Origin of the sequence: Streptococcus sp. F0441 (genome assembly GCF_000314775.2) — a bacterium.
GTDB lineage: Bacteria > Bacillota > Bacilli > Lactobacillales > Streptococcaceae > Streptococcus.
Genome location: NZ_KB373321.1, coordinates 1163658 through 1177295, shown reverse-complemented (window position 1 = coordinate 1177295; position 13638 = coordinate 1163658). Strand labels below are relative to the sequence as shown.

Below are 13638 nucleotides of genomic sequence, written 5' to 3'. Positions count from 1 at the left end.
CACCTTATTCCTTTTTATTATATGCAAAGAGTGGGCTAACTGGTTTTCTTTCGTGGATACGGACGATGGCATCACCAATCAATTCGCTAGCGGTGATATAACATACATTTTCCGGAGTTCTTTCTTTGGTTGCTACAGAGTCTGTCACAAGGATTTCTTTAATGTTAGCAGTGTCAAGAAGCTCAGCAGCTCCTTCTACAAAGAGTCCGTGACTAGATACGGCATAAATCTCAGTAGCACCTCCGCGGTCGACGATTTTTGCTGCTTCTGAGAAAGTACGTCCAGTATTTAGGATATCGTCAATCAAGATGGCCTTCTTGCCTTCAACATCACCGATGATATAACCTTGGCTACGCTCTGAATCGTCTTGAGCATAGTCGATTATTGCGATTGGTGCATCTAAATATTCAGCTAAGCTGCGGGCACGTTTGACGCCAGAGTTTTTTGGACTAACAACAACGACATCTGATCCCAGCAACCCTTTATCGCTGTAGTGTTTAGCAAAGAGAGGAATTGTATAGAGGTTATCTACCGGAATATCAAAGAAACCTTGAACCTGAACAGCGTGGAGGTCAAGCGTTAGAACACGACTTACACCAGCCTTGACAAGCATATTGGCAACCAGTTTTGCAGTGAGAGGTTCGCGAGAAGAAGCGATACGATCCTGACGAGCATAACCAAAGTAAGGAAGGACAACGTTGATACTATGAGCACTGGCACGAACACAAGCATCGACCATGATTAACAACTCCATCAAGTGGTTGCTAACGGGGTAGCTGGTTGATTGGATGATGTAGACATCGTAACCACGGACACTCTCTTCAATGTTGACCTGGATTTCACCATCAGAAAATTGGCGTGAAGATAATTTTCCGAGAGGTACCCCAACCGTTTCTGCGATTTTTTGTGCAATTTCATGATTGGAATTAAGTGCAAAAAGTTTCATGTTGTTTCTATCTGACATTATAGACCGTCCTCTGTAAACTCTAAATATTTTATCTCCATTATTTTACCAGAAAATGGAGATTATTTCAGCTTTTTTTCATGCTTTTAATAAAACGAATTAATTTTGAAGGAGCTTTTTGGTAAGTGATATTATTTTCTGAAAGAAATTGTTGAAAATCTCGTTTTCCTTTCTCGTGATCAGTGACCTCTAGCTCCAGTTCGTAGTCTGTATGATCAAAGTAGTGGCTTTCATCTAAGGCCATTAAGCCGATTTCTGTTTTCGTTTCATAACGAAGAGTCGAAAGGCAGCCTAAAACAAGCCAGTCATGACTTTCAATACCAATCTTAGCGAGCTTTTCTAGAACGAGCCCTTGAGGTAGTTTTTGTTTTTCTAGGTACGATTCAGCTTCTGGAAGAGTTAGTTTCTGGTTGTATTCCATATTTCCTACAGTTTGAGGCACTTTCAAGGTCAATTCCGCCCAATCTGCAAAAGTGCGAATGCGCATGGCAACCTTCTTTTCACGCAATTGAAAATCAGGTGTGTCAATGTAGTAGTTTTTCTGAAGGACGGGTTGGATATGGGAAAACTGTTTTTTTAGATAATCATATTCCTCTTTTTTCAGAAGTGTTTTCAATTCTATTTCTAAATGTTTCATTTTTTCAACCTTTTCTATATCTTTGAAAGCGATTTATGGTATAATGGACAATGTATTTATTGTATACGAATGTACTGAAAAAATCAAAGATTTTCGACAGAGCAATCAAACATTACAAGGGAGAAAGTATGACCATAGAATGGGAAGAATTTTTAGATCCTTACATTCAGGCTGTAGGTGAGTTGAAGATCAAACTTCGGGGAATTCGCAAACAGTATCGTAAGCAAAACAAGCATTCTCCGATTGAGTTTGTAACGGGTCGTGTCAAACCGATTGAAAGTATCAAAGAAAAGATGGCTCGTCGAGGAATTACTTATGCAAATCTAGAACATGATCTGCAAGATATTGCTGGTTTACGTGTCATGGTTCAGTTTGTTGATGACGTTAAAGAAGTAGTTGAGATTCTACGTAAACGCCAAGATATGAGAGTCGTTCAGGAACGAGATTATATTACTCATCGTAAGGCTTCAGGTTATCGTTCTTATCACGTGGTTGTCGAGTACACGGTTGATACGATCAACGGAGCGAAGACGATTTTGGCGGAGATTCAAATACGGACTTTAGCCATGAATTTCTGGGCTACGATTGAACACTCGCTCAATTATAAATATCAGGGCGATTTTCCAGAAGAAATCAGGAAAAGGCTAGAAATCACAGCGAAAATAGCCTATCAACTGGATGAAGAAATGGGTAAGATTCGTGATGATATCCAGGAAGCGCAGGCTCTCTTTGATCCATTGAGCAGAAAACTAAACGATGGTGTAGGAAATAGTGACGATACAGATGAAGAATACAGGTAAACGAGTTGACCTCATAGCAAATAGAAAGCCACAAAGTCAGAAGGTTTTGCATGAGCTGAGGGAAAAACTCAAGAAACAACATTTTATACTGAACGATACCAATCCCGACATCGTCATTTCGATTGGTGGCGATGGAATGCTTTTGTCTGCCTTTCACAAGTATGAGAATCAGTTAGACAAGGTTCGATTTGTAGGTGTTCATACAGGGCATTTGGGATTTTACACAGATTATCGTGATTTTGAGTTGGATCAGTTGGTGACTAATCTTCTGCTAGATACTGGTGCCAAAGTTTCTTATCCGGTCTTGAATGTTAAGGTAACGCTTGAAAATGGAGATGTGAAAATCTTCCGTGCTTTAAATGAAGCGAGCATCCGTCGATCAGACCGCACCATGGTTGCGGATATCATCATTAACCATGTTCCGTTCGAGAGATTTCGTGGAGATGGAGTGACTGTTTCAACGCCGACGGGAAGTACTGCCTACAACAAGTCCTTGGGTGGAGCTGTCTTGCATCCTACCATTGAAGCCTTGCAGTTGACGGAGATAGCGAGTCTTAACAACCGAGTCTATCGCACTTTGGGTTCATCAATCATTATTCCCAAAAAAGATAAGATTGAACTTTTGCCGACACGCAATGATTACCATACGATATCAGTCGATAACAGCGTCTATTCCTTCCGTAATATCAAACGGATTGAGTATCAAATCGACCATCACAAGATTCACTTCGTAGCGACTCCAAGTCACACTAGTTTCTGGAATCGTGTCAAAGATGCCTTCATCGGCGAGGTGGATGAATGAGGTTCGAATTTACCGCAGATGAGCATGTTAAAGTCAAGACCTTCCTCAAGAAACATGAGGTTTCTAAGGGACTTTTGGCTAAGATTAAGTTTCGAGGTGGGGCTATTCTGGTCAATGGCCAACCTCAAAATGCGACTTATCTCTTAGATATTGGAGACAGGGTGACTATTGACATTCCAGCAGAGGAAGGCTTTGAAACGTTGGAAGCAATTGAGCGTCCACTGGATATTCTCTATGAGGATGACCATTTTCTGGTTTTGAATAAGCCTTATGGAGTGGCTTCCATCCCCAGTGTCAATCACTCCAATACCATTGCCAATTTTATCAAGGGCTACTATGTCAAGCAAAACTATGAAAACCAGCAAGTTCACATCGTGACTAGGCTTGATAGAGATACATCTGGTTTGATGCTTTTTGCCAAGCACGGCTACGCTCATGCACGTTTAGACAAGCAACTGCAGCGAAAGTCTATAGAGAAACGCTACTTTGCTTTGGTTAAAGGAGCTGGTGTTTTGGAGCCTGAAGGGGAGATTATTGCCCCGATTGCGCGTGATGTGGACTCCATTATCACAAGACGAGTTGCCAAGGGTGGGAAATACGCCCATACATCATATAAAGTTGTAGCTTCTTACGAAAATATTCACTTGGTCGATATTCAACTGCATACTGGACGAACTCATCAGATCCGAGTGCATTTTTCTCATATTGGTTTTCCTTTGTTGGGAGACGATCTCTATGGAGGAAGCTTAGACGATGGGATTCAACGTCAGGCTCTGCATTGTCATTATTTATCTTTTTATCATCCTTTTCTAGAGCAAGATTTGCAATTAGAAAGCCCCTTGCCGGATGATTTTAGCAATCTAATTACTCAGTTATCAACTAATACTCTTTAAAAACTATTTGGAGTATAATTTATTTTCTTAAAGGAGAAAACTCATGGAAGTTTTTGAAAATCTTAAAGCCAACCTGGTTGGCAAAAATGCTCGTATCGTTCTCCCTGAAGGGGAAGAGCCACGTATTCTTCAAGCAACAAAACGCTTGGTAAAAGAAACAGAAGTAATTCCTGTTTTGCTTGGAAACCCAGAAAAAATCAAAATTTATCTTGAAATCGAAGGGATTGTGGATGGTTATGAAGTGATCGATCCTCAACACTATCCTCAATTTGAAGAAATGGTTGCTGCTTTAGTAGAGCGTCGTAAAGGCAAAATGACTGAAGAAGAAGCGCGCAAAGTTTTGGTTGAAGATGTCAACTACTTTGGTGTGATGCTAGTCTACTTGGGCTTGGTTGACGGTATGGTATCTGGTGCGATTCACTCAACTGCCTCAACAGTTCGCCCAGCCCTTCAAATTATCAAAACACGCCCAAATGTTACTCGTACTTCAGGTGCCTTCCTTATGGTACGTGGTACAGAACGTTATCTATTTGGAGACTGTGCCATTAATATCAATCCAGATGCAGAAGCCTTGGCTGAAATTGCGATCAATTCAGCAATCACAGCTAAGATGTTTGGTATCGAGCCTAAAATTGCCATGCTAAGCTATTCTACTAAAGGTTCAGGCTTTGGTGCAAGCGTTGATAAGGTTGTTGAAGCGACTAAAATCGCTCATGATTTGCGTCCAGACCTTGAGATTGATGGTGAGTTGCAATTTGATGCAGCCTTCCACCCTGAAACTGCAGCATTGAAAGCTCCAGGAAGTAACGTTGCTGGGCAAGCAACTGTCTTTATCTTCCCTGGTATCGAAGCAGGAAATATTGGCTACAAGATTGCAGAACGTCTCGGTGGTTTTGCGGCTGTAGGTCCAGTTCTGCAAGGTTTGAACAAACCTGTTAACGACCTTTCTCGTGGATGTAATGCAGATGATGTTTACAAGTTGACCCTTATCACAGCAGCTCAAGCAGTTCATCAATAAGATTTAGTCCTCTTTCCCATGGAAAGAGGCTTTTTAGTACTGAGAAAAGGACAGCTAGAAGCTTCTATGTTATACTAGATATATGTTAGATTTGAAAAAATACGGTATCGTCATGTGGCCGGAGGAGAAGATCATTTCTTTTCGTGAGAAACTCCTCAACTGGTATGATGAAAAAAAAAGAGATTTACCTTGGCGGAGAAGTAAAAATCCTTATCACATCTGGGTATCTGAAATCATGCTCCAGCAGACCAGGGTGGATACAGTTATTCCCTATTATGAACGATTCTTGGACTGGTTTCCAACTGTTGAAAGTCTGGCAAATGCCCCTGAAGAGCGTCTGCTGAAGGCTTGGGAGGGTTTGGGCTATTATTCTCGAGTACGCAATATGCAGGCTGCAGCTCAGCAGATTATATCTGACTTTGGTGGTCAATTTCCAAACACCCATGAAGGAATTTCTGGCCTGAAAGGGATTGGCCCCTATACTGCGGGAGCAATTTCCAGTATCGCTTTTAATTTACCCGAGCCAGCAGTTGATGGCAATGTCATGCGAGTTTTAGCGCGCTTGTTTGAGGTAAATTATGATATCGGAGTTCCCAGCAATCGCAAGATTTTCCAAGCTATTATGGAAATCTTGATTGACCCGAAACGACCAGGTGACTTTAACCAAGCTCTGATGGACTTGGGCTCTGATATAGAGTCTCCGGTTAACCCTCGACCAGAAGAAAGTCCTGTTAAGGAATTTAGCGCAGCCTATCAGAATGGAACCATGGATCGATATCCAATCAAAGAACCCAAGAAAAAGCCTCTCCCAATATATCTCAAGGCTTTGGTTGTGTGCAATGACCGTGGTCAATATCTTCTTGAGAAAAATGAAAGTGAGAAACTGCTAGCCGGTTTTTGGCATTTCCCCTTGATAGAAGTAGAGGAGTTTTCACAGGAAGAGGAACAGCTGAATCTGTTTGCTCAGATCGCTGAAAAAAGTGTTACTTTCGGTCCAACACCCCAGGAAAGTTTTGAGCAGGATTATGATTTAGAAGTGAATTGGTCCCAGCAAGTATTTGACCAGGTCAAGCATGTATTTAGTCATCGGAAATGGCATATTCAAATCCTAGCAGGTCAAGTGACAGATTCGAAACAGTTTTCTGACAGAGAAGTTCGTTGGGTTTCTCCTCAGGAGTTTTCTGATTATCCACTTGCTAAACCTCAACAAAAAATTTGGCAGGCTTATGAAAACAACTCTCGAAAATGAAGGCTTACAGTAGCCATTTGTGCCTTCTTTGTATTTTTTTGTTATAATAGATAGAGAAAAGGTGATAAAATGAAAAAAATATTAATTGTAGATGATGAGAAACCAATCTCGGATATTATTAAGTTTAATATGACCAAGGAAGGTTACGAAGTTGTAACCGCATTTAATGGTCGTGAAGCAATTGAGCTATTTGAAGCAGAGCAACCAGATATTATTATTCTAGACTTGATGCTTCCGGAAATTGATGGTTTAGAAGTTGCTAAAGCTATTCGTAAGACTAGTAGTGTTCCGATTATTATGCTCTCAGCTAAGGATAGTGAGTTTGACAAGGTTATAGGTTTAGAGTTAGGTGCAGACGATTATGTTACAAAACCTTTCTCAAACCGTGAGTTGCAAGCACGTGTTAAGGCTCTCCTTCGTCGTACAGACCTGGTTTCTGTGGATAGCCAAGAGTCCGATGAGAAGAAGACGCAGTCTTTACAAATTGGTGATTTGGAAATCGTTCCAGATGCTTACGTGGCTAAGAAATATGGTGAGGAGTTAGATTTAACCCACCGTGAGTTTGAACTCTTGTATCACTTGTCATCTCATATTGGACAAGTGATTACACGTGAACACTTGCTTGAGACTGTATGGGGTTATGACTATTTTGGTGATGTTCGTACAGTGGACGTGACCATTAGACGCTTGCGTGAGAAAATAGAAGATACTCCAAGTCGTCCAGAGTACATTCTCACACGTCGTGGTGTAGGATACTATATGAGAAATAATGATTGAAGATATTAGACAAACTATTCTGACCAGCGATTTTATCTTTATCCTGATTTTACTTGGCTTTATCCTGGTGGTGACCTTGCTGTTACTTGAAAATCGTCGGGATAATATCCGTCTGAAGGAGATAAATCAAAAGGTTAAGGACTTGATTGCAGGTGATTATTCTCAAGTTTTGGACTTGCAAGGAAGTACAGAAATCACCAATATCACCAATAATCTGAACGATTTGTCAGAAGTTATTCGTTTGACCCAAGAAAATCTGGAACAAGAGAGTAAACGATTGAACAGTATTCTTTCTTACATGACAGATGGCGTTCTTGCGACCAATCGCCGTGGCCAGATTACCATGATCAACGATATGGCCAAGAAACAGCTCGGTGTGCAGAAAGAAGATGTTCTGAATAAAAGCATCCTCGAATTACTAAAGATAGAAGATGAGTATGAGCTGCGTGACCTGATTACACAGATTCCTGAGTTAACGATTGACTCCCAGGATGTAAATGGGGAATACCTAAGCCTTCGTGTACGTTTTGCTCTGGTTCGCCGTGAGTCAGGTTTCATCTCTGGTTTGGTTGCCGTTTTACATGATACGACCGAGCAGGAGAAGGAAGAGCGTGAGCGAAGACTCTTTGTTTCGAACGTGAGTCACGAGTTGCGGACTCCTTTGACCAGTGTAAAATCTTATCTTGAAGCCTTGGACGAGGGAGCTCTTTATGATCCTGTTGCCCCTGATTTTATCAAGGTTTCACTCGATGAAACCAACCGTATGATGCGGATGGTGACAGATCTCTTACATCTCTCTCGTATTGATAATGCGACTACTAAACTGGATATAGAGTTGATTAACTTTACAGCCTTTATCACCTTCATCCTCAACCGTTTTGATAAGATGAGAAATCAGGATGAAGAGAAAAAATATGAGCTAGTGAGAGATTATCCAATAACTTCAGTTTGGATTGAGATTGATACGGATAAGATGACCCAGGTGATTGATAATATTCTTAACAATGCCATCAAGTATTCACCAGATGGTGGGAAGATTACGGTTAGCATGAAAACCACGGATGACCAGATGATTTTATCAATTTCTGACCAGGGTCTTGGGATTCCAAAACAAGATTTGCCTAGGATTTTTGACCGCTTTTACCGTGTGGATCGCGCAAGAAGTCGTGCTCAAGGTGGGACTGGTTTGGGTCTGGCTATCGCGAAAGAAATCATCAAACAACACAATGGTTTTATTTGGGCAAAAAGCGAATACGGTAAGGGCTCAACCTTTACCATAGTGCTCCCTTATGATAAGGATGCCGTAAAAGAAGAAATATGGGAGGACGAAATAGAAGACTAGAATGAGTGAAAAAGGCTTTAAATACAGTATTTTAGCATCAGGTTCCAGTGGAAATTCCTTTTATCTGGAAACTCCAAAAAAGAAAATCTTAGTGGATGCAGGCTTGTCTGGTAAGAAAATCACCAGTCTTTTGAGCGAAATCAATCGTAAGCCAGAAGATTTGGATGCGATTTTGATTACGCATGAACATTCAGATCATATCCATGGAGTCGGTGTCTTAGCTCGCAAATATGGCATGGATCTTTACGCCAATGAAAAGACTTGGCAGGCTATGGAAAATAGCAAGTACCTCGGTAAGGTGGATTCATCGCAGAAGCATATTTTTGAAATGGGTAAAACCAAAACCTTTGGCGATATTGATATTGAGAGTTTTGGGGTTAGCCATGATGCGGTAGCACCCCAGTTTTACCGCTTTATGAAAGACGACAAGAGCTTTGTCATGCTGACCGATACAGGTTACGTCAGTGACCGTATGGCAGGAATTGTCGAAAATGCAGACGGTTATCTCATCGAGTCCAACCACGACGTAGAAATCTTGCGAGCAGGATCTTACGCTTGGCGTCTCAAACAGAGAATTCTATCGGATCTCGGTCACCTCTCTAACGAGGATGGTGCTGAGGCCATGATTCGTGCAATGGGAAATCGAACCAAGAAAATCTACCTCGGGCATTTGTCCAAAGAGAACAATATCAAGGAGCTGGCTCATATGACCATGGTTAACCAGCTAGCACAAGCTGATCTGGGAGTAGGAGTAGACTTTAAAGTTTACGACACTTCCCCAGATACTGCAACACCATTGACAGATATATAAAAAAGAAGGCGAGTGCCTTCTTTTTTATATTTTTTACAATCCAGCAAATTCCTTGATTTCTTGTGCGGACATGGAAGAGTCACAACAGACATTGATTTGTCCATCAGAGATGTGGACAAAGCCTGGTACGGTTGGGATTCCATAACGTGAGCGGAATTCTTGCAATTCATTGAGTTGGCTTGGTTCTTCACTGTTGATGAAGTAGATGTGGGCTTTGGTTTCAGATACGACACCTGCCAATGTACCAGCAAATTTACGGCAGTAAGGGCAAGTTTTACGACCGATGAAGAAGGTTGCAGTTTCTTTATTATCAAGTGCTTCTTGAGCACGGGCAACAGTTGTGACTTCAAGATCTTTAATATTTTCTAAAAACTGATTCATAAGAATACCTCTCTTTTTTTGATAAAACTAGTATGCCACAAAGTTCCTAAAATTGCTTAGATTTGATACGAAAAAAAGATGAGACTAGTTTATCTCATCTTTATAGAGTGTTATTTCACAAACGCATTGATTTCCGCTTCGATGTTAGCAATCTTAGCTTGTGAATCTTCGTTGCTTTCACCCACAACGGCAATGTAGAACTTGATTTTTGGTTCTGTACCTGAAGGGCGAACTGCAATCCATGAACCGTCAGCAAGTGTATATTTCAACACATCACTTGGAGGAGTAGTCAAAGTTGTCACAGTACCATCAGCAGCAGTAGCAGTTTGAGCCTTGAAGTCTTCTACGACAGTGATAGCTGTTGTGTTCCATTCTTTTGGAGCATTGTTACGGAACTTAGCCATAATCGCTTTGATTTGTTCTGCACCATCGACACCAGAAAGGGTAACAGAGATGGTCTTTTCAGCGTAGTAGCCGTATTCTTTGTAGATTTCTTCGATACCATCAGCAAGTGTCAAACCACGTGAACGATAGTAGGCAGCAAGTTCAGCAACGACAAGAACGGCTTGGATAGCGTCTTTATCACGTACGAATGGTTTAATCAAGTAACCGAAGCTTTCTTCAAATCCCATCATGTAAGTGTGATTGTGTTTTTCTTCAAATTCTTGGATTTTCTCTGCGATGAATTTGAAACCAGTCAAAACGTTGAACATGGTTGCGCCGTAGCTTTCAGCAATCTTCGTTACCAAGTCAGTTGATACGATGGATTTGCAGAGAGCAGCATTTTCAGGAAGAGTTCCAGCACTCTTATGAGCTTCCAAGATGTATTTAGCCATGATAGCACCGATTTGGTTACCTGAAAGGTTGAGGTAGCTACCATCTTTTTGAAGAACTTCAACACCAACACGGTCAGCGTCTGGGTCAGTCGCCACAAGAACATCAGCACCAACTTGACGGCCGAGTTCTTCAGCAAGTGCAAAGGCTGCTTGGTTTTCTGGGTTTGGAGATTTAACAGTTGAGAAGTCTGGGTCTGGAGTTGCTTGAGCTTCAACGACTTGAACTGAGTCAAATCCTGCTTGTGCAAGAGCACGGCGAGCCAACATTTCACCAGTACCATGAAGTGGTGTGTAGACAATCTTCATGTCTTTACCAAACTCTTCAATCAAGGTTGGGTTGATGTTTACGTCTTTGACTTCTTTGAGGTATTCTGCATCAACAGCTTCGCCGATAACTTCAATCAAGCCAGAAGCTTTTTCAGCTTCTACATCAGCAACTTCGATAGCGAATGGGTTTTCGATAGCACGGATGTAAGTAGTCAAAGCGTCCGCGTCATGTGGAGGCATTTGCCCACCGTCTTCACCATAAACCTTGTAACCGTTAAATGGAGCAGGGTTATGGCTGGCAGTAATCATGATACCTGCAAAACAGTTGAGGTGACGAACTGCAAATGAGAGTTCTGGAGTTGGACGAAGGCTTTCAAATACGTAAGATTTGATACCATGTTTTGCAAGAACTGCCGCAGATTCAAAGGCAAACTCAGGTGAGAAGTGACGACTATCGTAGGCAATTGCCACACCACGATCTTTTTCATTTCCACCTTTTGACTCAATCAAACGAGCCAAACCTTCAGTTGCTTGACGAACAACATAGATGTTGATGCGGTTTGTACCTGCACCGATCAAGCCACGCATACCAGCAGTACCAAATTCAAGATTGGTGTAGAAAGCATCTTCTTTTGTTTTTTCGTCCATGTTTTCTAAATCTTGACGAAGATAGTCGGGAAGGTCGGCAAAATCGACCCATTTTTGATAATTTTCTTGGTAAGTCATAGAGCATCTCCTTTTTTGTATATTCTTTTAATCGCTTTCATTATATCACGATTTATCAATTTAGTAAAACGTTAGCATAACTTAAAATGTAGGAAATTTACTTTTATTTCATTGTAGAAGAACAGCCCTATACGCTTTCTAATGAAAAAGAAGATGAATAGTTCGGGTTTATGACTCGAACTTTTTTCATTGCAATTGTGCAAAAGAGAAAAAGATAGTAAAATAGATGTATGATTATTTTACAAGCTAATAAAATTGAACGTTCTTTTGCAGGAGAGGTTCTTTTTGATAATATCAACCTGCAAGTTGATGAACGAGACCGAATTGCTCTTGTTGGGAAAAATGGTGCAGGTAAGTCTACTCTTTTAAAGATTTTGGTTGGAGAAGAGGAGCCAACTAGTGGAGAAATTAATAAGAAAAAAGATATCTCTCTGTCTTACCTAGCCCAAGATAGCCGTTTTGAGTCTGAAAATACCATCTACGATGAAATGCTTCACGTCTTTGATGACTTGCGTCGGACAGAGACACAACTTCGTCAGATGGAGTTGGAGATGGGTGAAAAGTCTGGTGAAGATTTGGATAAACTGATGGCGGATTATGATCGTTTATCAGAGAATTTCCGTCAGGCTGGTGGCTTTACCTACGAAGCTGATATCCGCGCTATCTTGAATGGTTTCAAGTTTGACGAGTCTATGTGGCAGATGAAAATTGCTGAGCTTTCAGGTGGTCAAAATACCCGTCTTGCACTGGCTAAAATGCTCCTTGAAAAGCCCAATCTCTTGGTCTTGGACGAGCCTACCAACCACTTGGATATTGAAACGATTGCCTGGTTAGAAAATTACTTGGTAAACTATAGCGGTGCCCTCATTATTGTCAGTCACGACCGTTACTTTTTGGACAAGGTTGCGACGGTTACACTCGATTTGACTAAGCATTCCTTAGATCGTTATGTAGGTAATTACTCTCGCTTTGTTGAGTTAAAGGAGCAAAAGCTAGCTACTAAGGCAAAAAACTATGAAAAGCAACAGAAGGAAATCGCGGCTCTAGAAGACTTTGTCAATCGCAATCTAGTCCGAGCTTCAACGACCAAACGTGCCCAATCTCGTCGGAAACAATTGGAAAAAATGGAGCGTTTGGACAAACCTGAAACTAGTAAGAAATCAGCCAACATGACCTTCCAGTCGGAAAAAACATCGGGCAATGTTGTCCTGACTGTTGAAAATGCTGCTATTGGCTATGATGGGGAAATATTGTCAGAACCTATCAACCTAGACCTTCGTAAGATGAATGCTGTCGCGATTGTCGGACCAAATGGCATTGGGAAGTCAACCTTTATCAAGTCTATTGTGGACCAGATTCCTTTTATCAAGGGAGAGAAGCGTTTTGGTGCCAATGTTGAGGTTGGTTACTATGATCAGACTCAAAGTAAGCTAACACCAAGTAATACTGTACTCGATGAACTCTGGAATGATTTTAAACTGACACCTGAAGTTGAAATCCGCAACCGCCTAGGTGCCTTCCTTTTCTCAGGAGATGATGTTAAGAAATCAGTAGGCATGCTGTCAGGTGGTGAACGAGCTCGTCTGTTGCTTGCCAAACTTTCAATGGAAAACAATAACTTCTTGATTCTGGATGAGCCAACCAACCACTTGGATATTGATAGCAAGGAAGTCTTGGAAAATGCTCTGATTGATTTTGATGGAACCCTTCTTTTCGTCAGCCATGACCGTTATTTCATCAACCGAGTAGCCACTCATGTTTTGGAATTGTCTGAGAATGGCTCAACCCTCTATCTAGGAGATTACGACTACTATGTTGATAAGAAAGCAGAAGTAGAAATGATTCAAACTGAGGAAGCTTCAACTAGCAATCAAGCAAAAGAACCGAGCTCAGTCAATGACTACCAGGCCCAGAAAGAAAGTCAAAAAGAAGTTCGCAAACTCATGCGACAAATCGAGAGTTTGGAAGCTGAAATTGAAGGGCTAGAGACCCAAAGTCAAGCCATTTCTGAACAAATGCTGGAAACCAACGATGCAGGTAAACTCATGGAATTGCAGGCTGAACTGGACAAAATCACTGATCGTCAGGAAGAGGCTATGCTTGAGTGGGAAGAATTATCGGAGCAGGTGTAAGAA

At 41.3% G+C, this 13638-nt stretch carries 13 protein-coding genes; 9 read left to right on the top strand and 4 right to left on the bottom strand.

All coding sequences use genetic code 11. From position 1 onward, the window contains the following. Positions 1-4: 4 nt before the first annotated feature. The gene (locus tag HMPREF9188_RS05660; RefSeq protein WP_009730199.1) at positions 5-964 is read right to left on the bottom strand and encodes a ribose-phosphate diphosphokinase; all 960 of its coding nucleotides are present in this window, start codon (positions 962-964) and stop codon (positions 5-7) included. A gap of 67 nt (positions 965-1031) precedes the next feature. Next, the gene (locus HMPREF9188_RS05655; RefSeq protein WP_009730198.1) at positions 1032-1601 is read right to left on the bottom strand and encodes a CYTH domain-containing protein; all 570 of its coding nucleotides are present in this window, start codon (positions 1599-1601) and stop codon (positions 1032-1034) included. Between the two features lie 128 nt (positions 1602-1729). On the opposite strand from HMPREF9188_RS05655, the gene HMPREF9188_RS05650 reads away from it, so the two are divergent. From HMPREF9188_RS05650 to HMPREF9188_RS05615, 8 genes are all read left to right on the top strand, one after another. Then, positions 1730-2401 (top strand): GTP pyrophosphokinase, encoded by a 672-nt coding sequence (locus HMPREF9188_RS05650; RefSeq protein WP_009730197.1) that lies wholly within the window; start codon positions 1730-1732, stop codon positions 2399-2401. After that, a complete protein-coding gene (locus HMPREF9188_RS05645; RefSeq protein ID WP_009730196.1) occupies positions 2385-3203 on the top strand; it encodes an NAD kinase in 819 nt (272 codons plus the stop codon). Before HMPREF9188_RS05650 ends, HMPREF9188_RS05645 begins: the two co-directional genes overlap by 17 nt. Continuing rightward, positions 3200-4096: an RluA family pseudouridine synthase gene (locus tag HMPREF9188_RS05640; protein WP_009730195.1), complete on the top strand. Its 897-nt coding sequence runs from the start codon at positions 3200-3202 to the stop codon at positions 4094-4096. Before HMPREF9188_RS05645 ends, HMPREF9188_RS05640 begins: the two co-directional genes overlap by 4 nt. A 43-nt stretch (positions 4097-4139) precedes the next feature. Beyond that, positions 4140-5114: a phosphate acetyltransferase gene (pta, locus tag HMPREF9188_RS05635; protein ID WP_009730194.1), complete on the top strand. Its 975-nt coding sequence runs from the start codon at positions 4140-4142 to the stop codon at positions 5112-5114. Between the two features lie 82 nt (positions 5115-5196). Further along, on the top strand, positions 5197-6363 hold the full coding sequence (gene mutY, locus HMPREF9188_RS05630) for an A/G-specific adenine glycosylase (RefSeq protein ID WP_009730193.1): 1167 nt from the start codon (positions 5197-5199) through the stop codon (positions 6361-6363). A 69-nt stretch (positions 6364-6432) separates the two neighbouring features. Continuing rightward, entirely contained in the window at positions 6433-7140 is a 708-nt protein-coding gene (gene yycF / locus HMPREF9188_RS05625) for a response regulator YycF (RefSeq protein ID WP_009730192.1), read from the top strand. Continuing rightward, positions 7133-8482, top strand: a complete 1350-nt coding sequence (gene vicK / locus HMPREF9188_RS05620) for a cell wall metabolism sensor histidine kinase VicK (RefSeq protein ID WP_000568719.1) — start codon at positions 7133-7135, stop codon at positions 8480-8482. The genes yycF and vicK overlap by 8 nt, the downstream gene beginning before the upstream one ends. Position 8483: 1 nt before the next feature. Further along, complete coding sequence (locus tag HMPREF9188_RS05615) at positions 8484-9293, top strand: MBL fold metallo-hydrolase (protein WP_001290612.1); 810 nt, start codon at positions 8484-8486, stop codon at positions 9291-9293. Between the two features lie 33 nt (positions 9294-9326). Here the strand turns inward: HMPREF9188_RS05615 and HMPREF9188_RS05610 are convergent, their stop codons facing one another. Beyond that, complete coding sequence (locus HMPREF9188_RS05610) at positions 9327-9674, bottom strand: thiol reductase thioredoxin (protein WP_009730191.1); 348 nt, start codon at positions 9672-9674, stop codon at positions 9327-9329. A 110-nt stretch (positions 9675-9784) separates the two neighbouring features. Then, positions 9785-11503: a phospho-sugar mutase gene (locus tag HMPREF9188_RS05605; protein WP_009730190.1), complete on the bottom strand. Its 1719-nt coding sequence runs from the start codon at positions 11501-11503 to the stop codon at positions 9785-9787. 230 nt (positions 11504-11733) lie between these two features. Here HMPREF9188_RS05605 and HMPREF9188_RS05600 point away from each other — a divergent pair, with 230 nt between their 5' ends. Next, positions 11734-13635 carry an ABC-F family ATP-binding cassette domain-containing protein gene (locus tag HMPREF9188_RS05600; protein WP_009730189.1) on the top strand — a complete coding sequence of 634 codons (1902 nt, stop codon included), beginning with the start codon at positions 11734-11736 and terminating at the stop codon, positions 13633-13635. The last annotated feature ends 3 nt before the right edge of the window (positions 13636-13638 follow it).